Origin of the sequence: Pseudoalteromonas sp. SG43-1 (assembly GCF_014164415.1) — a bacterium.
Taxonomy (GTDB): domain Bacteria; phylum Pseudomonadota; class Gammaproteobacteria; order Enterobacterales; family Alteromonadaceae; genus Pseudoalteromonas; species Pseudoalteromonas distincta.
Genome location: NZ_JACJFD010000027.1, coordinates 36,947 through 59,734, shown reverse-complemented (window position 1 = coordinate 59,734; position 22,788 = coordinate 36,947). Strand labels below are relative to the sequence as shown.

Genomic DNA, 22,788 nt, shown 5'->3' with positions numbered 1-22,788 from the left:
TTACACATCCTTAAACTGGGTTAGCCGCTAACCACTGCTCAATATAAGCGCGGTGTGGCGGCAAAGTTTGCAACATCTGCTGTGTAAGCTGGCTGTTACGTTCAATTATTTGTTTGGCTTGCGCGTCTTGTGAATACAAATAAGCCTGTTTAGTAAAGTCTGGTTTGAAGCCCATACCATATAAAACGTACTGGTAGCTGGCGGCTGGGAATAACTCTAATGCGCCATGAAAATCTTGAATAAGCGGGCCACGGCTTCCCCAAAGCAGTAAATCTTCTTGCAGGGTTTGTGGAATAGTGTCCGGATGTACATGCGCTTGCCAGTAAGGTTCTGGACGCTTGGTTAGCATGTAATGGAGCTTTAAAAAGTCGATAATGCGCTGCCAGCGGTAGTCCATTTGCTCGTTAAAGCGTTTAGCTACAATAGGCATTACTTGTGTATCTGCTGGCATATGCTCTGCTACAAAGCGTGCTGAAATTTCAACAAGCATAATAGCGGTTGCTTCAAGCGGCTCTACAAACCCTGCTGACATACCCACTGCAACACAGTTTTTATGCCAAAACTTCTCACGGTAGCCCGACTCAAAGCTAATTTTACGGGCAGTTAAACCGTTTGCTGCATCGCCTAAATAGTTTCGTAAGTTTTGCTCTGCTTCATCGTCTGATAAAAATTTGCTGGAATAAACATGCCCTACACCACGGCGATGCGTTAAACCTATATCCCAAATCCATCCAGCATTTTGCGCTGTTGCTATGGTATGGCTGGCTAAGGAGTCATCGTTTTCATCGTAAGGGACTTGCATTGCCAGTGCGCTGTCGTTAAATAGCACGTGGTCCATTTTTTTAAACGTTACGTTGAGCGCTTGGCCTAATAACAATGATGAAAAACCAGTACAGTCTATAAATAAATCGGCGCTTATAATGCGGGTTTGATCTTTTAGAGTAAGCTCATTTATTGCACCATCGTCATCAAGTTTTACCTGATCAACAGTACCAATAATATGCTCTACACCAAGCTTACTTTTACAATGCTGTTTAAGCATTTCTGCAAAAGCGCCGGCATCTAAGTGATAAGCATAATTACAATTACCTTGATATTCACCTTGCGCTATACCTCTTGGGGCTAAGCTTGCTTCGCAAATATCATGTTGAAAATTAGTTTGCTGTGCAAAGTCTTCAACATTATCTAAATAAGGGGCTAAATCTATGCGGCCGTAGCCTAGCGGTACAGTAAATGGATGGTAGTAAAAGTCGTTGTTGCCGTGCGTCCAATTTACAAATTTACCACCTTGCTTAAAGGTAGCGTTACAGGCTTTAAATACATCAACTTCACGCAAACCTATTTGCTGAAGTGTGTTTTTCATAGTGGGCCAGGTACCTTCACCTACACCAATTGTTGGAATATCTGACGATTCAACCAACATCACTTTTAAGCCATCACCATTTTTTCCTTGGTGATACGAAGCTATAATTGCAGCGCTCAACCATCCTGCTGTGCCGCCACCAATTACTGCGATTGTTTTTATTGTTTTATTCATAATGGACTACTCTTTGAGTATCTTTGATAACGTTTTATACAACAAATGCCCGGTAGGGCATTTGGATTTAATGTGGCTTCATTTTAGCCAATTAGGTTAACTAATACACATTACTGTTAAATTAACCTAATTGGTATTAGCACTAATGTGCTGCAATGAAACAAGAGGCGAGAAGTTCGCCTCAAACATTAATTAAAACGATCCGCGAATACCAAACGCGTAACGTGAGCCATTATCTTCCACTGAATAAATTTGGTTAGCAAAACGACCTGTTTGTACTAACTCTTCTTCAGTGATATTGATGCCTTCAGCAAAAATAGTGAAGTTTTCATTAATATCGTAGCTTGCACTAATATCCCACTGGCCGTACGTTTCTACGTTCACTGGTTCACCATTGAAGCCGTTATCAACTAAGCGTAAAAAGCCTTCACGGTTGTTAAATGCAACACGTGCTTGCCAGTTGTCTTGCTCATAAAACAATACTAAGTTTTGTGAATCGCCCAAACCTTCAAGTGCAAATGTTTGAGTTGTATCATCACCTACACTAATGTCGCTATTCACAACAGTCGCATTAGCGATAAAACCAAAGCCATTTTCAAACATGTGAGTAACACCCACTTCGAAGCCGGTTACAGTTGCAGACTCACCATTTTGAGGACGGCTTACAGTGTAAACTTCTGAGCTACCAATAAGTTCGTCATCTGTTTGGTCTGTACATGTAGTACACGCAAAATCAGGACCTGAACGGTCAGACATTTCGTATGTTTCTGCACCCGTTAACGTAACAATAAAGTCGTCAACTTCTTTACTAAATACTGCAAAGCTAAATAAGTTAGCATCGTTGTAGTACCACTCGTAAGAGATATCCCAGTTTTCTGATTGGAATGGTTTAAGTGCTGGATTGCCACCACTTGCCGTTAAGTTTTGACGACGTGGTTCGTTAAAGTTTGTCGCAGGAGATAACTGAGACATAGTTGGACGAGTAATACTATCGTACGCGGCAAAACGTAAAATCATATTATCTTGTAGCTCAAGCTTAACGTTGAAAGACGGTAGTAAGTTTGAGTAGCTAGTACCTTGTTCAATATTAGTCGCAGGACCAAATACGTTAGCAAACAATGTCGCATCTGACGTTGGAACTACATCGCTAATAAAGCTTTGTATAGCAGCAACTTCAATATCGGTTTCAGAGTAACGAGCACCCATATTAACGGTTACCGGCATATCAGCTAAATCAAAACCAAGCGTAAAGTCCATGTATAAACTAGTGATGTCTTCGTTAATTGTGTAACGGTTATTTTGTAGCGTTGGCTCTACTGGAAAACCTTGATCGGCTAAGTAATCAAGCATTTTATCGCCATCGTAGCTATAAAATGTATCGATCAAACCAGGGAAGTAATTACTCGCTGTGTATGCTTCAAAATCAATTTCATCAAGCGGTGCTTGTGTACCGTAACCACAAAATTGACATTGGCTACCAAAAATTTGGAAGCTAGATTTTTCACGCTCTTGGCGATAAGCACCAAAGTTAATACGCTCTACTGGGCCTTTATCTGGCACGTATTCAAAATCGGCTTTTACTTCAGTGATTTCATCTTCATCAGTAAATTGATTACCAATTTCGTTGTAGTGAAGACGCGCTAGGCTTGGATCTGGCAATGAACCATTTTCAAAGCCATCATGCTGTACGGTAGGAATGCTGCCTGTACCGTCAAAAGTATAGCTGTTAATAATACCCACTACGTTAAAACGATCATTACCTGCACGGTCGTTTTCAGCTGTTGAGCGAGATACATCAAATTTTGCTTTTAGTGACTCGTTTACTTGCCAATCTACATTAATACCAAATGCTTTATTAGTTACGTCACGTGAGTTACGTGTATGTGATACAAAGTCGCTTGCAGGGTCGCCACTTGGTGCGCCTAAGCCAACTTCTTGAGAGAAAGTTAAAAGCGTACCCGTTTCAGCATCAATTGTTGCGCTGCCTACACGGTCTGGTTCGAACCAAGATGCTAAATCACGCACCGACGAATCAACTTCAAATTTTGAAATCATTCCATCAACCGTAATCGTAACATCGTCAGATGGTGCGTATTGAAGTACTAAACTTGCATTTGTACGCTCGCGGTCTTGCTCATCAACTACTTGGTCCCAGTTACGTGGAATGTAGGCATTTTCAAACAATACACCATCAGTTGGGTTAGATATTGTTTGGCCACCGCGCCAACCTGCCGTTAAAATTTGGTTATTTTGAAGTTTACGTTGTTGATTAGTGATGGCAAAAAGCACACCTAGCTTGTCATCGTTAAACGTATTACTTATTAAGAATGATGTTGATGGAGATACTTCTTCAGAAAGGCTTTCGTACATACCTTTAACTGAACCTAAAATATGTAAACCACCAAAATCAAAAGGGCGTGCTGTAGTTACGTTAACCGTACCACCAATGCCGCCTTCTTGAAGCGTTGCAGTATTACTTTTATAAATATCAGCACCGGTGATTTGATCTGCTGCTAATACATCAAAATTAAATTCACGACCTGCACTGTCTGTCGCAATTTGACGACCATTAACAAGTACAGTATTAAATTGTGGACCAAAACCACGAATAGTTACCGCTTGGCCTTCACCACCACTACGGTCAATTGCTACACCTGTAATACGTTGCAGAGACTCTGCTACATTTAAATCAGGAAATTTACCAAGATCTTCTGCTTTAATCCCGTCTGTAACAACATTAGATGCTTTTTTATCTAACATTGATGAACGTAAGCTGCTGCGGATACCCGTTACTGCGATAACTTCAACATCTTCATTTACTACTGTAGGCGTATTGCCTTCAGCGCCTTGAGCTGCAACGCTTCCGCTTGCCAATATACCAGTGATAGCAATACTGAGCGCGGTTTTCTTGTTGAACGATAACTTATTGTTAATTACCATTTTTTAAAAACTCCTGATTGTGTGTAGTCGTTGTGTCGTTGTGGTAGTGCGTATAGTTTCAAATACTATTTATATTATAAATACTTTAAACCGGCAAAAAGTGCAACCTTTTCCTTAATTATGGATAGCATTCAATTACCGTATATTTTCTTTTGGTTTTCTTTTAATTAACATTAAAGAACTGTATTCACTCAGAAAAAGCGTAAATAATAACCTGTTCGTATTTCTCTGCTGGCAATAAATTAGCCTTTGGAAAATTTTCACGATTTGGCGCATCTGGCCAATTTTGCGCTTCAAAACACAAAGCTTGCCGTGCTTTAAAAGGCGAACCAACAAAGTTTGCGGTATAAAGCTGCATGCCTGGCTGCGTACTTTTAAGGGTTAAACTAACGTTCGTGTGTGGCGAAGTTAATGTAGCCATCGTCTTTAAACTGCTGTCATCATTAAAAATATAGCAGTGATCAAAGCCATTTCCAGCTTCTAGCTGAGGATGAACGGCGCTTAAGGCCTCACCAACTTGAGCTGGCTTAGTAAAGTCAAAGCAGGTACCGCAAACTAAAGCGGCTTCATTAAGTGGAATACTAGTTGTATCAATAGGAAGGTAACGATCGGTATTAATTTGAACAAGATGCTCATTAATTGATGAGCTGCCATCAAGATTAAAGTAGCAATGGTTAGTAAAGTTAACGAGCGTTTCTTTATTGGTTAGCGCTTTAAAGTGCAGAGTAAGCTCGCCGTTTTTAGCGCTAATAGTTTGCCAAACCTGCAACTCACCGGGGAAACCTTGTTCGCCGTCGGGCGAGCAATAATAAAGCTCAACTTCACTTTCAGTTTGTTTGGTTACTTGCCAAAGTACTTTATTAAAACCTTTAACACCGCCATGTAGGCTATTAGGACCGTTATTTGCCTCTAATTGATACTGCGTACCAGATAAGCTAAAACGCCCCTTTGCAATACGATTAGCGTATCGACCTACTGTAGCGCCTAAGTAAAATGGGTTTTCAAGATAGTATTGAGGGTCATCGACGCTAAGCGTCATTTCTTGTTTTTTAAATTTAATGCTTTTTATTATTGCGCCAAACGGTAAAATTTCAGCTGTTAAATTCTCACCATCACTGAGCTGAATAACTTGTAAAGGCTGGTTACTGGCAATAGATGTCACACGCATACTCCAATCAAATTACCGAATTAACATTTCCTGTTATAACGGCGCAACAATATATAATATAAATAGTATATAATTGGAGCCTGCAACTCAATCTAAATACGTTAAAATTTCTCGACAAAAATTTATACCTCTTCACTTAATTAAGTGATCTATTTTGAGGAAAAAAAATCGTGTTGATAACAAGGCAAAAATTTCGTTATTTAGTTGTTCTATATCAGAAATTTTTAACGCAGTTATCGTCAGATTTAATCCCTCAAATTGATTAAGTCTTATTGAGGATAGGTATTACAGCTGCCATTATTTATTTACACTAATCCAGCTCAGCATGAGCTTATATAAAATATAAGCTTTGTAAGGTTAACTCCCTTGGTAAATATGCTCGTTAAGCGCCGCTTTTTCGTCAATGCTAAGCGCTTGCTTTGATTTAGCAATAAAATCGTACCTCACCATCACAGCTTTTCCTATTGCGCAGCATTTATCGTGTTGCCATGCTTCTTGCCTAAGTGTAAAAGAGCTAGTGCCTATATGCTCTACAGAGGTTTTTACGGTCACTTCGTGGCCATAAAATAATTCGCCCACAAACGACACTTCAACTTTGGCGATAATCAATTTCCAATCATGTGGATTTAAGTCCGGTGTAAAAAACTTAAAAATAGGTCCACGCGCGACTTCAAACCATACAGGGAGTACGGTATTGTTGATGTGTCCGAGTGCATCTGTTTCGCTAAAGCGCGGCATCACTTTTTCAATAAACATAAAAATCCAATAATAATTATATAAAGGTAAACCATGACGGACTTTATACGCGTTATTAATAACGCATTAAGCGATGAGTTTTGCGATGAATTTATTTCCACATTCGCGCAAAGCCCGCATGTAAGACAAGGGGTAACATCGGGCGGTGTCGACTTAAAGAAAAAAGACAGCCACGACCTACACTTAAATAATCACCCCGAATATGCACAACAATTAAAACATATACAACAAACGACTGCACAGCATGTTTTTAAGTATGTTGAAGAGCATATTTTTATGATGATTGGGGCATTTGGCTTAAAGGTTTATCATCCAAAAACAGGCGAAGTAGTCGATTTAACCCAAGAGAATTTTGAAGAAGTGGGTAAACCGCAATTACCCGTTTTAGTTCAGCAAATTTTTAGACTCGGTAAAATTCAAGCGCAAAAATACGAAGTAAACAAAGGTGGCTACCCTTACTGGCACAGTGAAGTTTATCCGCAGCTACAGCACAATGAAGCTTTGCATCGCGTGTTGTTATTTATGTTTTACTTAAACGATGTAGAAGAAGGTGGTGAAACAGAGTTTTATTATCAAAACCGTAAAATCGCCCCTCAAAAAGGCACTATGGTAATAGCACCTGGCTACTTTACACATACTCATAGAGGCAATAAGCCAGTATCAAACAATAAGTATATTTTAACCTCGTGGGTATTGTTTAACCGTGCAGAACAAATATATGGTGCGCCTAAGAGTTAGCGCACCAAAATCAGTATTATTTAACCGAGCAGTGCATCAAATAAATTAAACAACTGATCTAGCTCTTCAATGGTGTTGTAGTGCATACAACCAATGCGCACTACGCCGCCTTTATCAAGCACATCTAATTGCTTGCACAACCCTTGCGCGTAAAAATTACCATCCCACACACAAATATGCTGCTTACCTAGAAATTCTGAAACGGCGCGTGGCTCAAGCCCTTCAAAAATTAAAGCAAAAGTAGGTGTACGCTCATTAAGGCGATCAAAATCATCAATACCAAATAACTTAATACGTGGATAATTAACTAAGCGCGTTAAAAAGTGTTCGCTAAGCGCCATTTCGTGCTGCTTAGTTTTAGCAAAAGCAACGCTTAACTTTTCGCGGCGTGAATGGCTATCGTCAAGTTCGCTAATCGCCGCAATGTAATCAACAGCTGCGATAAAACCAGCCATTGCTTCAAAGCTTTGCGTGCCGGTTTCCCAGCGACCTGGTGCTACGTCTTTAGCTGGCTCAACCTTGTAAGGCGTAAACCCGTCTAAATGTTCTTTTTTACCGTAAACCATACCTAAATGCGGGCCAAAAAACTTATACGCAGAGCACGCTAAGAAGTCGCAATCAAGTGCTTGCACGTCAACAAGTTCGTGCGGTGCATAATGTACGGCATCAACATAAACAAGTGCACCTACAGCGTGAGCAAGCTCAACAATACGTTTAATATTATTAATTGAACCTGTGGTATTTGAAGCGTAAGTGACCGCTACAAGCTTAGTGTTGCTGTTTAATAAGCTTTCAAATTGCGCCATATCTAAGCTGCAATCAGCTTCGTTAATTAAAGCCGTATTAACTTTAACGTCTTTATCTTCTGCAGCTTGTTGCCACGACGATACATTCGAGAAGTGATCGGCATTGGTTACAATTATTTCATCGCCAGCCTGCCAGTCGCGTGAAATTGCACGGCTAAAACTAAACGTAAGGCTGGTCATGTTTGGACCAAACACAATTTGTTGTGAGCTAGGTGCATTAAGTAAGTCTGCGGCGGCTTGGCGCGCATTCGCCATCAACTCAACCGTTTTATCACTTGAAAAAAACGCGCCACCTAAGTTCGAATTATAATGACCTAAATAAGCTGTCATCGCAGTAAGCACCGATGTTGGTACCTGCGAGCCACCTGGTCCGTCTAAAAATATTGGCGATTTACCATCAACGTTCTGCATTAATGCTGGAAACTGCTCACGTAATTGCGTTATGTTCATGCCTAACTTCCTTAAGACGTTAATACAAAACAATCCAGGTAACCTGGTTTGCTAGCATCAATTTTGTTCATAGGTGTTGCGTTATGCCACACTTGACGGTCGTTTATTAATGCAAACATGCCGTCTTTTATTTCCATTTTAAAACAAGGCTCAGCTTGCTTGTTTTCGTATACAAGCAGTTCGCCACCTTCTAAGTTCTCGTGAGAAACACCGCATATACATACATGGTCAAAACCATCTTGATGCACGCCTTCTGGCGCTGCAGGTGTATCGCTATCAATGGCAAGCATGCGGAACTGATGAATTTCAATATCACGCTGCTCATCAATACCGGTAAGTTGGCGAAACTCATTTACAATGCTTTTCATGCCCTCTGACTCAAGTAAACTTTGCTCTAAATTTTCGTAAGTACGCTCTACATTGCCTTGAAAAGTATTAATTGAATCATCTTGAACAAATGCTTTGGCTTGCTGTAGCTTTATTTCACCATTTTGCATTTTTACTACTGAATAACGACGTTTACGAAAGGCACCATCTGCATAAAGGTTTGCAGGAAGGTTATCAAAAGAAGGTTTAACCAAATCAATATTTGCTTGGTTAACAAAACGTAGTTGCAATAAATTCTGGTTGTTTAATGCTGTCATAAAATCTCGCCTAAAATAATGAGAATATTGATAAGGATTTTAATGCATTTTGATAGGAATTTTTGCGCGATTAATTACTTTAAAAGCAATTTAAGACTAGAGTTAATACAATAATACAAAAAAAGAAGCATGAACTATCTAATATTTGTTTTAGCCAATAAAAAACCCGCCGAAGCGGGTTTTTAAACAAACTCTAAAAGTTATACAGCTTGTTGAATAATCACATTGTCTGCTTTTTTAGTGTAAGCAGGCATACGGTGGAAGTTTAAGTAACGGTAAGTATCTGCAGCCGTTGCATTAATCTTCGCTGCGTATTCTTGGTACTCAGCTGGAGTAGGTAGTTTACCTAAAATAGCCGCTACTGCAGCAAGTTCTGCTGAAGCTAAGAATACGTTCGCGCCATTACCTAAACGGTTAGGGAAGTTACGTGTAGAGGTAGACACAACCGTTGCTTTGTCTGCAACACGTGCTTGGTTACCCATACATAGTGAACAACCTGGAGTTTCGATACGTGCACCTACACGACCAAAGATACCGTAGTAACCTTCGTCTGTAAGCTGATCTTTATCCATCTTAGTTGGCGGGGCAACCCAAAGCTGAGTTGGGATACGACCTTTAAAGCCATCTAGTAACTTACCTGCTGCGCGGAAGTGACCGATGTTAGTCATACAAGAACCGATGAATACTTCGTCGATTTTCTCGCCAGTAACATCAGATAATAAACGTGCATCATCTGGGTCATTTGGAGCACAAAGGATTGGCTCTTTAATATCTGCTAAATCGATTTCAAGTACATGTTTGTACTCTGCATCAGCGTCAGCTTCCATTAGTTCTGGGTTAGCTAACCAATCTTGCATTGCAGTAATACGACGCTCAATAGTACGTACATCGCCGTAACCTTCAGAGATCATCCATTTAAGCATAACAATGTTTGATTCTAGGTATTCTGCGATAGACTCTTTAGAAAGTTTAACCGCACAACCTGCTGCAGAACGCTCTGCAGATGCATCTGATAGTTCGAACGCTTGCTCAACAGTTAGGTGTTCAACGCCTTCAATTTCTAGTACACGACCAGAGAATTCGTTAATTTTACCTTTTTTCTCAACTGTTAATAAACCTTCTTTAATACCGAAGTAAGGGATTGCATGTACAAGGTCACGTAAAGTGATACCTGGTTGCATTTCACCTTTAAAGCGAACCAAAATTGACTCAGGCATATCAAGAGGCATAACACCTGTAGCTGCTGCGAATGCTACTGCACCCGAACCTGCTGGGAATGAAATACCTAATGGGAAACGTGTATGTGAATCACCACCAGTACCTACAGTATCTGGTAATAACATACGGTTTAACCATGAGTGAATTACACCATCACCTGGGCGAAGTGACACACCGCCACGGTTCATGATGAAATCAGGAAGCGTATGGTGAGTGTTTACATCGATTGGTTTAGGGTAAGCCGACGTATGACAGAAAGACTGCATTGTTAAATCTGCAGAAAAACCTAAACATGCTAAGTCTTTAAGTTCGTCACGTGTCATAGGACCTGTTGTATCTTGCGAGCCAACAGTTGTCATTTTAGGTTCACAGTATTGGCCTGGGCGAATACCTGGAACGTTACACGCTTTACCAACCATTTTTTGCGCTAGTGTGAAGCCTTTTTCAGACACTTCTGTCACTGTTGGTACTTTAAATACATCAGTTGGACCTAGGCCAAGTGATGTACGTGCTTTATCAGTTAAACCACGACCAATGATAAGTGGTATACGACCACCAGCACGAACTTCATCTAAAATTACATCAGATTTAAGTTCAAAAGTTGAGATTACTTTGTCAGTACCGTGGCTCTTAACAACACCTTCGTACGGGTAAATATCGATTTGCTCACCCATGTTAAGCTCATCAACATTTAATTCGATTGGTAATGCACCTGAATCTTCCATTGTATTGAAGAAGATTGGAGCAATTTTATTACCTAGACATACACCGCCAACACGCTTATTTGGTACGAATGGGATATCATCGCCCATGAACCAAAGTACAGAGTTAGTTGCAGACTTACGAGAAGAACCAGTACCAACAACATCACCTACATATGCAAGTGGTAAGCCTTTAGTTTTTAATTCTTCAAGCTGAGAGATTGGACCTACTTCGCCTGGCTTGTCTGGTGTAATTCCATCACGTTCAATTTTTAGCATTGCTAAAGCATGAAGTGGGATATCTGGACGAGACCATGCATCTGGTGCTGGTGATAAGTCATCAGTATTTGTCTCGCCAGTTACTTTAAATACAGTAACTGAGATCTTTTCAGCAACAGCTGGCTTATTAGTAAACCATTCTGCATTTGCCCAAGACTCAATAATTTGCTTAGCGAATGTATTACCCGCTTTTGCTTTTTCTTCAACATCGTAGAACGCATCAAACATAAGTAATGTATTTGAAAGGCCTTTAACTACGATTGGTGCAAGTGTTTCGTCATCAAGTAGGTCAATCATTGGCGCGATATTGTAACCGCCCAGCATTGTACCTAATAATTCTGCCGCTTTTTCTTTAGAAACAAGTGGAGAATTAGCTTCACCTTTAGCTACAGCTGCTAAAAATCCCGCTTTAATATAAGCAGCATCATCAACACCAGCTGGTATACGCTGAATGAACAAATCTAAAATGAATTCTTCTTCACCTGCAGGTGGGGTTTTTATTAATTCAATAAGATCAGCAGTTTGCTGAGCATCTAATGGCGCTGGTACGATACCTAACGCGGCACGTTCTTCTACGTGTTTACGATATTCTTGTAGCACAATATTGCCCTCTTGGTGACGTGAAAGTATCCGGTAGCGCTTTGGGCGCAAATAAGTTACCCAATACTTATAGTATTCTAACGCGTAATTATAAAGCTTTTATGGATAGATGAAAATCCATCCAGTTGCGCAACTGATTATACCGATTATAAATACTATGAATAGTGGTTGTAGTAAAAACTATTTTCATGAATACTTATTAAGTAAGAATCATTACCATTAACTAATATTAATTTATTACAGGCATAAAAAAACCCAGCACTTGGCTGGGTTTTTATTACAAACTATTTAATTAACGTAAAACTTTAACGTTTTTGATAGTTTTGATATGCGCTTCTACACGACGGTTTTCTGCGTTTGCAGCTTTAGTGTTTGCATCATTTTTAAGACGCTCTTCACCTAAACCAACTGTAGTAATACGGTCTTCAGCAATACCATCAGCAACAAGTTGCTTAGCTACAGCATCAGCACGTTTTTTAGATAACCATTTGTTGTAAGTTGCTTTACCTACAGCAGAAGTGTGACCTTCTAATAGTACTGTTGTATCTGGGTACTCTTTTAAGAATGCAGATACTTTTTCAATATCATTTAAGTATTGAGTAGATACTGCAGAAGCATTGTTAGGGAAAGTCACTAATAAGCTTACTGTTACTTCTTTATCTTCATATAAAGTACAACCAGTACCATCCACAGCATCAGTCATTGGTGTGTTAGCACACTTATCATCTGCATCAGGAATGTTATCGTTATCGCTGTCTACAGGAGCTACAGCTACTTCAACTACTTTAGGCTCTGGAGCTGGTTTTACTGGCTCTACAGGAGCAGAGTTTTGGCCAAATAAGTAGTTAATACCAATTTTAGCACCAACATCTGTGTAACCACGGTCAAGACCTTGGTATACAGCTGTTTCAGCATTTACAAATAAGCCATCTGTAATGAAATGTTGGTAACCAACACCTGCATTTAAGAATGTGTTGTCATCAACTACGTCAATTTCTTTAATACCGAAAAGACCATAGAAAGGACCGCCGTCTAAATGGTAAAGAGCATCAATACCGTAACGCTCGCCATCAATATTGTTACGGTTGCCAGCAACTTTATCAAAAGCATTAAAATCCATGTCTGCATATTCAAGACGTGCGCTCCAGTAATCACTGAAACGGTAACCAGCTTCAACACCCCAGCCAGTTGATTCGTTTACGTCAAGACCGGCTTGGTCACGCATGTTTTTCCAAGATGCGTCATAGTAGTCGCCAAATGCGCCAATGTAGAAACCTTCTTCTTTATCAGCAGCGAATGTAGATGCGCTAGTTGCAGCCAACGCGATTGCAATTGTAAGTGATTTTAATTTCATTGTTTTCTTCCCATTTGAACAATTTTAAATTGTAGCTAATCGATACTAGCTCAATCAGTTTTATATAGACTAACTGAGCCTTTGTTAATCAATACTTAACGAAAAATAAAGTTTATAACTTTTTTCTATGCCTTGTCGCAACACACATCCACTTACTATAGGCGAAATTAAAACTTTATTGAAAAATAAATATAGTAGTTTATTGTAAATTAGTACTTAGCAAGGAATGTAAGAGCAATTAAATTAAATGCACTTATAAATGCAAAGAAATATTGCTTGGTTTTAATTGTGCGCATAATACCACCAGAATTAGCATTCCCCTAGGTATATGCGCATGTTTGATTAAAAAATGACTCTTTTTAATCATGCGGTTATATTTAAAGTTAAGTATTAAGTACCACAAAAAGTCTGGTAGTCATTATCATTCGTCGGTGGAGAGCAAAATTCTGATAACTCTTCACTGTTAGAATATGGATTGCTGGCTATTTTTATAAAGCGCTGTAGCAACTCGCTGGATCCTGTAGCGTTATATTGTGCAATTATTTCTTCGATCACATGATTACGCGGTATTACACGAGGATTTGCCGCTCTCATTACTTCATAACTATTATCGTCAGTTAAACTTACCCACTTAGCTCTCCATTCAATTAGCGACTCAGGTACGCTTTTTTCTCCTTTTAAGGATTCAGTAAGCGCATCAAAGGCATTGGTGTAGTCGAGCTGATTATCTTTTAATAGCGTTAACAACTCTGCTATTAACTCGCCACTACTATCGCTAGATTCATTTAAACCCAGTTTTTGTGCCCACATAGCCGTAAACTCAGTATTAAACTGCTCAGCAAAACTATTAATAAATGGCGTCATTAATGAAACCGCTTGCTCGTCATCATCGCTAATAAGCGGTATTAAACTCTCAGCTAAGCGTGCGCAGTTCCAGTTAGCTATATTAGGTTGATTACCGAATGCATAGCGGCCTTGTTTGTCTATAGAGCTAAATACGGTATCAAAATCAAAGCTATTCATCATGGCACACGGACCGTAATCAATGGTCTCTCCGCTAACTAGCGTATTATCTGTATTCATTACTCCGTGAATAAAGCCAACACGCATCCAGCTCACAACTAGCTTAACTTGGTTTTTAATCACAGCGCCTAAAAATGCTAAATATCGCTGCGAACCTGTATCGGTTATTTCTGGGTAGTGTCGCTCTATAGCTAAATCGGCTAAATTTTTAAGCCCTTCAACATCGCCTTGCGTCGCTAAATATTGAAACGAGCCAACACGAATATGACTAGTTGCTACACGCGTAACGATAGCCCCTGCTTGTGGCGGATTACGATAAACCGTTTCACCACTACCAACAACCGCTAAGCAGCGTGTGGTTTTAACTCCCAGCGCATGCATTGCCTCGCTCATTACGTATTCACGAATAGCAGGACCAAGTGCGCAACGCCCATCCCCTCCTCTTGAGTAAGGAGTAGCACCAGAGCCTTTTAATTGAATATCCCATAACTGGTTTTTATCATCACTAATAGCGCCCAGTAAGTGCGCTCGTCCATCGCCTAAGCGTGGTGAAAAATGTCCAAATTGGTGCCCAGAGTAACCAAGTGCTACTGCAGGAATCGCCTGTTTTTCGTTACCGCTAAAAGTGCTGGCACGCAAATCAACCGCAACGTTAATATTAAACTCTTTTGCTAAGCTCTCATTCCACAGTAATAACTGAGGAGAGGCGACACTTGCAGGGAAATCTTCTATTGCGAAGTTTTCCGCAATATCTGTGTATCTTGGCACTAATTTCATTGTAATTCCTATTGTTGCTGACTTATACCAACACGGTTGTCACCTACGCCATAAGCAACAATTAAGCTTAATTCTTGCATACTTAAGCCGCTTTGCTTTTGCATTTCGTTAAAAAAAGCTTGGGCTGCATTTAGTGACTTTTTAGTTTGTAAGCCGCCGTCTATAATTTTATGGGCACGCAAATAATTCTCTACATCGCGTGATAGTAAAAATGTATCTTTACCAAGTGCTCGCAGCGCATAAGGCCCTGTATTTCCGCCTAAACGCGAACCATGTTTTTTTAAATACGCCCACAAACCAATAATATCGTCTGTCGGCCAATTAGCGATAAACTGACTAAAACTGCCATGTTCCCCTGCTATTTCGTGGATCATGTAAGCATTTTCGGTAATTGTTTTTACTTTTTTATAGTTACGAACAATTCGCTCATCCGTTGCTTTTTGTTCCAGCATATCAGGTGGCATCATTAATAACTTATCAACGCTAAAATCCCAAAAAACCTCTCTAAAGCCTGCCCACTTATTATTTATGACTGACCAATAAAAGCCGCTTTGAAATACTTTTCGAGTAAATTCTTCAAGCCAATCGTCGTCACTTAACGTGCTTAGTTGTTTTTTAGATAGCGGTTTTGCAAGTAATAACTTAAGCATTTTTTCAGAGCCTTTTCGCTCTACCGCTCGCTTATAAATATCGCTAAATTTTTCCATACTAATTAAATACCTCACTACTTATATTGCTAGTGTACGAGAAAAGCACCTAATACGTAACCACCCCTCTTTTCGATGAATTAATCTGTATTTAGTCGCTTGACACCTAGACGGCTAAAATGCTTTAATCGCCGTAATTACCCTATTTAAATTGCACAGGTTTGTAAGTTTTACTCTACAAACAGGTGCAAAGGGCTAGAAGAGGTGCGTTATTCAGGTAGCGTATGTTAGGAGCGCAAACTCCAGCAAGCATACGTGAGGGGAATTAACGCCGAGAAGTAACCACTTTTGCGAGGTGTTTATTTCGGGCGACTAGGTTGAACCCTAGCGACTGTCACCAATAGCTGCTTATAAAAAGCAGCTTGTTAGTTTGGTGGAGAGCTTCTGGTCTTAAATATTAAGGCCGTGCGCCCTATTATTTTAAGCCCATTCGCTCTTCGAATTATTAGTTCGAACGACGTTAATGCGGCTCCTTCCATAAAGCTTTTTAACTCTTCGAATAATACCAATTGCATTAAATTAGTTATCGCTAAAATGATCACGTTTTTAATAAAATTGGTACAAATTATAAGTTCGTGAGAGATGATCAACAACTTCAATTTAAACGACTACTCACTGTGGACCGCGCTCGTTACGCCATTTGATCAACACGGCGATGTTGACTACAACACGTTAACTAAGCTGGTTAGTGATCAAGAAGCGGCACATAACGGTATTTTGCTACTTGGCAGTACGGGCGAAGGTTTAGCACTAACGCTAAAAGAACAACAAGCCATTGTTGAGCACGTATGCCAGCTAAAACCAACAGTACCACTCATGGTAGCTGTGGGCGGTAGTAACTTAAAGCAACAAATTGAGTGGGTTAACTACTGTAATACACTCCCAATTCATAGCTTTTTACTTGGCTCACCGCTTTATGCAAAGCCTGGCGCTATAGGTCAAACTCATTGGTTTGAAAGCCTACTAAATGCAAGCGCTCATCCATGTATGCTTTATAACGTACCCGGTCGAAGCGCTGTTAGCATCCCAGCGGCAACAATTCAAAACTTACAAAACAATAAAAATTTATGGGCGTTAAAAGAAGCGAGCGGCAGTATTGCTCAGTTTGAAGCTTACCGCCAAGCGGCGCCTAATTTAGCTATTTTTAGTGGCGACGATGCGCTAATGCCTTATTTTGCTCAAGCTGGCGCAAAAGGTTTGGTGTCGGTAGCTGCAAACGCATGGCCTGAACAAACTCACGAGTTTGTTAAGCGCAGTTTAAGTGGTCAACACCCTAATTTATTTGCCCAGTGGTCAAGCGCTATTAATAGCCTATTTGCTGTCGCAAACCCTATTCCCGTAAAGGTACTGATGCATTTGCAAGGCCGCTTAAGCAGCCCGCAACTTCGTCCACCTTTAACACATCTTGAGTTAACTCAAACCGATTGCATTACAACTGCAAACAACACCATTTTATCTTGGCATTAAATACAGGTTTTTATAATGAGCTGGTTAGAACTATTAAATAATTTAGAATCGGGCGCAGTACGCGCTGCATCACAAAACGAAAGCGGCCAATGGCAAGCTAACGTAGAAGTAAAGCAAGGCATTTTAGAAGCCTTTAAAAATGGCACTAATACTGAATTTGCAGGCGGCTTTGTTGATAAACATAACCTAGCTCCGCAAGAATTTAGTACTGATGATGGCGTCCGTATGGTACCAGGTGGCTCAAGTGTTCGCCGTGGTGCTTATGTTGCTAAAGGCACGATTATTATGCCACCAGCGTATGTAAACATTGGCGCATATATCGACGAAGGCACAATGGTAGATAGCCACGCATTGGTGGGTTCTTGTGCACAAGTAGGTAAAAACGTACATTTAAGTGCTGCAGTTCAGCTTGGTGGTGTACTTGAGCCAATTGGTGCAAGCCCAGTAGTGGTTGAAGATGACGCATTTATTGGTGCAGGCTGTATTATTGTTGAAGGCGTAGTCATTAAAAAAGGCGCAGTACTTGCCCCTGGCGTGCGTTTATCAGCAACTATTCCAGTATACGACTGCGTAAACGAGCGCCAACTAGATAAAGGCGAGCCAATCCCAGAGTACGCGATTGTAATACCGGGCTCTCGCCCTGCATCAAACGAATGGGCGCGCGAGCAAGGCCTAAGCATGTCGTGTGCGTTAATAGTTAAATACCGCGACGAGAAAAGCGATGCATCGTTATTGCTTGAAGAGGTTTTACGATAATGAGCTTTTTGAGCACGCCTATCAAAACCGCTGTAAATACTATTACACAACAACTTGATACACCTTTTTTTGTTTACGACCTAGATCAACTAAACACGCATCTTGCGCGTTTAGTTGCGCAAACCGATGTAAAGCTGTGGTACGCGGTAAAAGCAAACCCACTGTCTAAAATTATTCAAAGCTTAGACAGTGCTGGCTTTAATTTTGACGTAGCAAGTAAAGGTGAGCTTGAGCAAGTACTAGCACAAGGTATTAGCTCGCAGCGCGTGCTCAACACAGGGCCTGCAAAAAGCCCTAAACAAATAAAACACTTTATTGAGCGCGGCGTGCGTATATTCGTAGCAGAAAGCCTCAATCAAGTACGTTGGTTAAACCAACAAGCGCAACTACAAAATACGCAGTTACAAGTATTACTGCGTGTACAATTACGCTGGCCTGAAGGTGAAAAAAACCCACTGGGCGGCGACAGCCTTACGCCGTTTGGTTTGGGTTGTAATGAGTGGCAAGCACTCAATGTAGCTGACTACCCTGCGCTTAAATTTGACGGCCTGCATATTTTTCAGTGGGGCAACATGCTTAGCACTCAAAAACTAAGCGACTTGTGGTCACAAATGATTGCACCTCTTAGCCAACTTGCCAGCGATTTAAATATTAGCCTTAAAATTCTCGATTTAGGCGGCGGTTTAGGTATTCCTTATACACAAAACGAAGCAACACTTGATTGGGATGACTTAATTGCTGCGCTAGCTAAAATTAAAAATGATGCGGGTGTAGAAGAATTATGGATGGAACTTGGTCGCTATGCCGTTGGCGAATGCGGTCATTACGCAAACCCAGTAGTAGAGCGCAAACAAAACTACAATCAAGAACAAGTAATTTTAAGCGGCGGTATAAATCACTTATTACGCCCTGCTGTTACCAGCCAGGACTTTCCTGCTGCATTACTGCGTGAATCCAGTGCTAAAACTCAAGCGGTCACTTTATATGGCCCACTTTGTACAGCGCTTGATTGCTTGGGTGAACATAACTTACCAAGCGATTTAAATGAGCACGACTGGCTAGTGTTTAGCCAATGCGGTGCTTACGGCTTTACCGAAAGTATGCCGTATTTTTTATGCCATGAGCTAGCTGCTGAGTACACCTTGCAAAACGGTACACTTACCTGTGTTCGCCAAGCCGAAAATGCCAGCCATTATTTAAGGTAACAAGTATGAGTAATACAACACACATTAGCCAAGAGAACATTGTAGTAGGGGAAGTTGCAAACGGCTTACCACTTACAATTCCTGTGTATCGTTTAAAAGGTGATGGCACAGGGCCAAGTGTTTACATTCAGGCCAATATGCATGGCGCTGAAGTGCAAGGTAACGCAGTTATTTTTCAGCTGCTTGAGCAATTAAAACACCTTAACCTTAGTGGCGATATTACCCTTGTACCTTATGCAAATCCGATTGGCTGTAATCAAAAATCTGGCGAGTTTACCCTTGGCAGGTTCGATCCGATTACGGGCACTAATTGGAATCGCATGTATCACTACAATAAAAATTTAGTGGCACAGTTTGCACAAAATCATACTCAGTATGACGACGCTACATTAAAAAGTAACTTCAAACAGGCACTTATTGACGAAGTAGATAGCAAACTTAACGGCCCTGCTTATTTACTCAATACGGGTAAACGCATTGCGCTTAACTTACAAAAGCTCGCTCATCAGGCTGATATAGTACTCGATTTACACACAGGCCCTATTTCAAGCAAGCATCTGTACTGCCCAACCTATGCAACCGACAGCGCACGTTACTTTAATATTGAACATGTATTGCTTATTCCTAGTGATTTTGACGGCGCTATGGATGAAGCTAACTTTTGCCCATGGTGGCATTTAAGTGATGCGCTTAGCGGACAAGGTCGCGAATTATCAATAGCTGTAGAAGCATTTACTGTAGAGCTAGGCAGCCAAGAAAAAATAGACTTAAAAGAAGCATTAAACGATGCAAACAGCATTTTAAGTTACTTAAATCACAAAGGCGTATTACAAAACGCACCGCATACGCCAGTTAATATGACTCGTTATGCATGTAATTTAGATGACTACTTTGCCTATTACGCCCCTATTGGCGGCATGGTTGAATACTTAGCCCCACTTGGCGGGCACATTAAAGCCGGTGAGCCTATTGCCAATATTTTACGCATGGAGCGCTACTTAAGTGAGCAACCATTGCAAACACTTACTCTTGATTGCGATGCAATTGCTATTTTGCACTTTGCCTCAGCGAGTGTTAATCAAGGTACCGAGCTTTATAAGTTTTTTACTAACATATTTGAGCTTTAGCTCACCCTTCTCATTGCGTGAGAGTAATACCAATTGCATTAAATTAGTGATCTATTATAGCGATAAGGAAATAGCTTAATAACAAGGCTAAAATTATGGTACATAGTTGTTCTATATAAATAATTTTTAACGTAGTTAGTGAGTTATTTAATACGCTAGAATGATCATGTTTTTAACAAAATTGGTATAAATTAACTAAAGTAGTTAATTTGCATTAGAAAAGCGGCTTAGGCCGCTTTTCTTTTGATCTATATTTACTTTGTATACGTATGGACCTTGTTATGAATACAAATTCAGTAAAAGTTCACCGTTACATATGTAAAAAGACGTTATAATTAAATTAACGCATACAACAACCCAAACTCACAAGGAATTACAATGAGCTGGCGCCACTGGATAACTCTTTCTGCTTTAATTAGTACCGCTACCTTCGCACAAGAAGAAGAAGTTGCTACAAACGAGCAAGACAACGACATCGAGCTTGTAAAACAGTGTATTTTAAATGAGGTAATTGGCGGAGATGGTAAACAGACATTAGACGACCTTCGTAAAAAGTGTTCAGCTCTTGAAGAAAATAAACAACTTACCGCGCTTGATAAACGCCAAGCCCGTGAAGAAGTAGGTAAAAAAAATAGAAATGTAATTACGCCACATAAGCGTAACTATATTTTACCGCTTTCGTACGTATCACACCCAAACGATCGCCCTTTTGATGGTTTTGATGCACTAACAGATGATAGCGACGGCGAACCGCTCGACAATCTAGAAGCCAAATATCAGCTATCGATAAAAGTGCCTCTTTACGATGATTTTTCGGATAAAGACCAAGCCATATTTTTTGGCTTTACACTGCAATCATATTGGCAGATTTATAACTCAGAAATTTCGTCTCCATTTCGTGAAACAAACTACGAACCAGAGATATTTTGGATAAATTACCTCGACCCAGAAAACGTATTATGGGGCGACGAAATGGCAATCGCATTAGGTATTTCGCACCAATCAAACGGTCGAAGCCAACCAAACTCGCGTTCGTGGAACCGTATTTACGCAGACTTTATTTGGGAAAATAGGGGCTTTGTTTTTAGCTTTAAACCTTGGTATCGCATAGCTGAGGACGAAAAAGAAGATATTTTAGAAGCCAATGGCGACGACAACCCAGACATATACAAATACATGGGTTACTTTGAATTTAGCGGCGCGTATCGTTTTCATGACCATGAATTTAGCTTTATGACGCGTAACAATTTAAATTCAGATAATCGCGGTGCAATTCAACTCGACTGGTCGTTTCCTTTATGGGGTCGCGTTCGTGGTTATGCACAATACTTTAACGGTTATGGCGAAAGCTTAATTGATTACAATGCGGATGTAGAACGTATTGGTGTCGGTATATTATTAACCGATTTGCTGTAATACTTCCCTAAGTTTTACGCACAAAAAAGCCAAGCATTGCTTGGCTTTTTTGTGTTTTGAACAGCTAAACAGTTATTTTTTTACTACAAACTGCCCTTCAAATTCTGCAACCACGTTATCACCATCGTAAATAGTTACTGGCACTACGTAACTTGCTTTACCGTCGGTTTCTAAATCGCTTAACTTGCCCTTACAGGTTTGTATATCAACACAACCACGTGGGTCGGTAGTAAGCGGTTTTAAGTACTTAATGTTAGCATCGGCTAATACAATATTACCTTCAAGCCCAGCTTCTTTAAGTGCTAAGTACGTAGCGCCCCAACCTGTTAGCGTGGCCAAGCTATAAATAGAACCTGCAAACATTGTGTTATGTAGGTTTAAGTTAGCGTCTAGGTCGGCGCTGGTTGTAAATTGCCAATCGGTATAGCTTTCTACCTTAATACCCATCGCGTCACTAATTGGAATAGACTCACGCCACGTATTTTGTAGTACTTGCGTCCAATTAGGGTGACGAAACCAACCTGGCTCAGACGGTTTTTGCTTTACCATTTTAAAGTGTTGAACATCGCCATACGCTAAGTGCGCTTTTTCTTTTAATTCGTAACCGTGGCGTTTATAAAACTCAAGCGCTCGTTCGCGTGCAAACAATACAAGCTCGCCTGCGTTTTGAACCCATGCAATTTTTTCAAGCTCGTGCAGTAAGCGACTACCAATATGCTGGTTACGATTACCCTCTGCAACCGCCATATAGCGCACTTGTGCTTGCTCATGATTGTTAAAGTGCAAACGTGCTACACCTAGCACTTCGCCTTCTTTATTTTTTATAAAGCGGTGCTCAGAGTCTTGTTCCATATCGTCTTGTTCAGAGCCACGAGGCTCGCCCCAAGGCGCGCGTAATACTTGCCAACGCAATTGATAATACGCTTGCCAATCTTCGCTACTTTGTGGGGTGCTTACCTGAAACATACATACTCCTGTTGTTATATAAGCCGTAAATAAAAGTCAAAAAAGGCTACGGCGCTATACTAATAGTATTGATTATCTACCAAACTAAAAAGCTTAAATAATTAAGTCCGTTGGTATTATTTATGGCAAATACCATACTCCATCTTAAAAAAA

The 22,788-nt window shown here is 40.3% G+C and carries 17 protein-coding genes and 1 riboswitch; of the genes, 6 read left to right on the top strand and 11 right to left on the bottom strand.

Annotation, left to right across the window (positions count from 1 at the left end):
- Nucleotides 1-10: 10 nt before the first annotated feature.
- From H5159_RS16860 to H5159_RS16845, 4 genes are all read right to left on the bottom strand, one after another.
- Nucleotides 11-1,537 carry a tryptophan halogenase family protein gene (locus H5159_RS16860; RefSeq protein ID WP_182780698.1) on the bottom strand — a complete coding sequence of 509 codons (1,527 nt, stop codon included), beginning with the start codon at nt 1,535-1,537 and terminating at the stop codon, nt 11-13.
- A 192-nt stretch (nt 1,538-1,729) separates the two neighbouring features.
- A complete protein-coding gene (locus H5159_RS16855; RefSeq protein WP_182692448.1) occupies nt 1,730-4,477 on the bottom strand; it encodes a TonB-dependent receptor in 2,748 nt (915 codons plus the stop codon).
- 187 nt (nt 4,478-4,664) lie between these two features.
- On the bottom strand, nt 4,665-5,639 hold the full coding sequence (locus tag H5159_RS16850; protein WP_182695897.1) for an aldose epimerase family protein: 975 nt from the start codon (nt 5,637-5,639) through the stop codon (nt 4,665-4,667).
- Nucleotides 5,640-6,002: 363 nt separating this feature from the next.
- Nucleotides 6,003-6,401 (bottom strand): thioesterase family protein, encoded by a 399-nt coding sequence (locus H5159_RS16845; RefSeq protein ID WP_002958811.1) that lies wholly within the window; start codon nt 6,399-6,401, stop codon nt 6,003-6,005.
- A gap of 33 nt (nt 6,402-6,434) precedes the next feature.
- Here H5159_RS16845 and H5159_RS16840 point away from each other — a divergent pair, with 33 nt between their 5' ends.
- Complete coding sequence (locus H5159_RS16840) at nt 6,435-7,139, top strand: 2OG-Fe(II) oxygenase (protein ID WP_182780697.1); 705 nt, start codon at nt 6,435-6,437, stop codon at nt 7,137-7,139.
- A gap of 20 nt (nt 7,140-7,159) precedes the next feature.
- Here the strand turns inward: H5159_RS16840 and H5159_RS16835 are convergent, their stop codons facing one another.
- From H5159_RS16835 to H5159_RS16810, 6 genes are all read right to left on the bottom strand, one after another.
- Nucleotides 7,160-8,395: a cysteine desulfurase-like protein gene (locus tag H5159_RS16835; protein ID WP_182780696.1), complete on the bottom strand. Its 1,236-nt coding sequence runs from the start codon at nt 8,393-8,395 to the stop codon at nt 7,160-7,162.
- An 11-nt stretch (nt 8,396-8,406) separates the two neighbouring features.
- Nucleotides 8,407-9,039, bottom strand: a complete 633-nt coding sequence (locus tag H5159_RS16830; protein WP_002958808.1) for a 2OG-Fe dioxygenase family protein — start codon at nt 9,037-9,039, stop codon at nt 8,407-8,409.
- A 200-nt stretch (nt 9,040-9,239) separates the two neighbouring features.
- Entirely contained in the window at nt 9,240-11,837 is a 2,598-nt protein-coding gene (gene acnB / locus H5159_RS16825; protein ID WP_024606517.1) for a bifunctional aconitate hydratase 2/2-methylisocitrate dehydratase, read from the bottom strand.
- Nucleotides 11,838-12,129: 292 nt separating this feature from the next.
- On the bottom strand, nt 12,130-13,191 hold the full coding sequence (locus tag H5159_RS16820) for an OmpA family protein (RefSeq protein ID WP_154903746.1): 1,062 nt from the start codon (nt 13,189-13,191) through the stop codon (nt 12,130-12,132).
- A gap of 390 nt (nt 13,192-13,581) precedes the next feature.
- Nucleotides 13,582-14,991, bottom strand: a complete 1,410-nt coding sequence (locus tag H5159_RS16815) for a YdiU family protein (RefSeq protein ID WP_182780695.1) — start codon at nt 14,989-14,991, stop codon at nt 13,582-13,584.
- An 8-nt stretch (nt 14,992-14,999) separates the two neighbouring features.
- Nucleotides 15,000-15,698: a DNA-3-methyladenine glycosylase I gene (locus H5159_RS16810; RefSeq protein WP_138489945.1), complete on the bottom strand. Its 699-nt coding sequence runs from the start codon at nt 15,696-15,698 to the stop codon at nt 15,000-15,002.
- 191 nt (nt 15,699-15,889) lie between these two features.
- Nucleotides 15,890-16,090, top strand: a riboswitch (Lysine riboswitch).
- Between the two features lie 190 nt (nt 16,091-16,280).
- Between H5159_RS16810 and dapA the strand changes: the two genes are divergently transcribed.
- From dapA to H5159_RS16785, 5 genes are all read left to right on the top strand, one after another.
- Nucleotides 16,281-17,165 (top strand): 4-hydroxy-tetrahydrodipicolinate synthase, encoded by an 885-nt coding sequence (gene dapA / locus H5159_RS16805; protein WP_002958800.1) that lies wholly within the window; start codon nt 16,281-16,283, stop codon nt 17,163-17,165.
- A gap of 15 nt (nt 17,166-17,180) precedes the next feature.
- Complete coding sequence (locus H5159_RS16800; RefSeq protein ID WP_002958799.1) at nt 17,181-17,921, top strand: 2,3,4,5-tetrahydropyridine-2,6-dicarboxylate N-succinyltransferase; 741 nt, start codon at nt 17,181-17,183, stop codon at nt 17,919-17,921.
- Nucleotides 17,921-19,126 (top strand): PLP-dependent decarboxylase, encoded by a 1,206-nt coding sequence (locus H5159_RS16795; protein ID WP_024597213.1) that lies wholly within the window; start codon nt 17,921-17,923, stop codon nt 19,124-19,126. Before H5159_RS16800 ends, H5159_RS16795 begins: the two co-directional genes overlap by 1 nt.
- A gap of 5 nt (nt 19,127-19,131) precedes the next feature.
- On the top strand, nt 19,132-20,253 hold the full coding sequence (locus H5159_RS16790; RefSeq protein ID WP_182712465.1) for a succinylglutamate desuccinylase/aspartoacylase family protein: 1,122 nt from the start codon (nt 19,132-19,134) through the stop codon (nt 20,251-20,253).
- 378 nt (nt 20,254-20,631) lie between these two features.
- Nucleotides 20,632-21,669: a phospholipase A gene (locus H5159_RS16785; RefSeq protein WP_024597211.1), complete on the top strand. Its 1,038-nt coding sequence runs from the start codon at nt 20,632-20,634 to the stop codon at nt 21,667-21,669.
- Between the two features lie 72 nt (nt 21,670-21,741).
- Here H5159_RS16785 and H5159_RS16780 read toward each other — a convergent pair whose 3' ends face one another.
- Nucleotides 21,742-22,635 carry a bifunctional GNAT family N-acetyltransferase/hotdog fold thioesterase gene (locus H5159_RS16780; protein WP_002961136.1) on the bottom strand — a complete coding sequence of 298 codons (894 nt, stop codon included), beginning with the start codon at nt 22,633-22,635 and terminating at the stop codon, nt 21,742-21,744.
- Between the last annotated feature and the right edge of the window lie 153 nt (nt 22,636-22,788).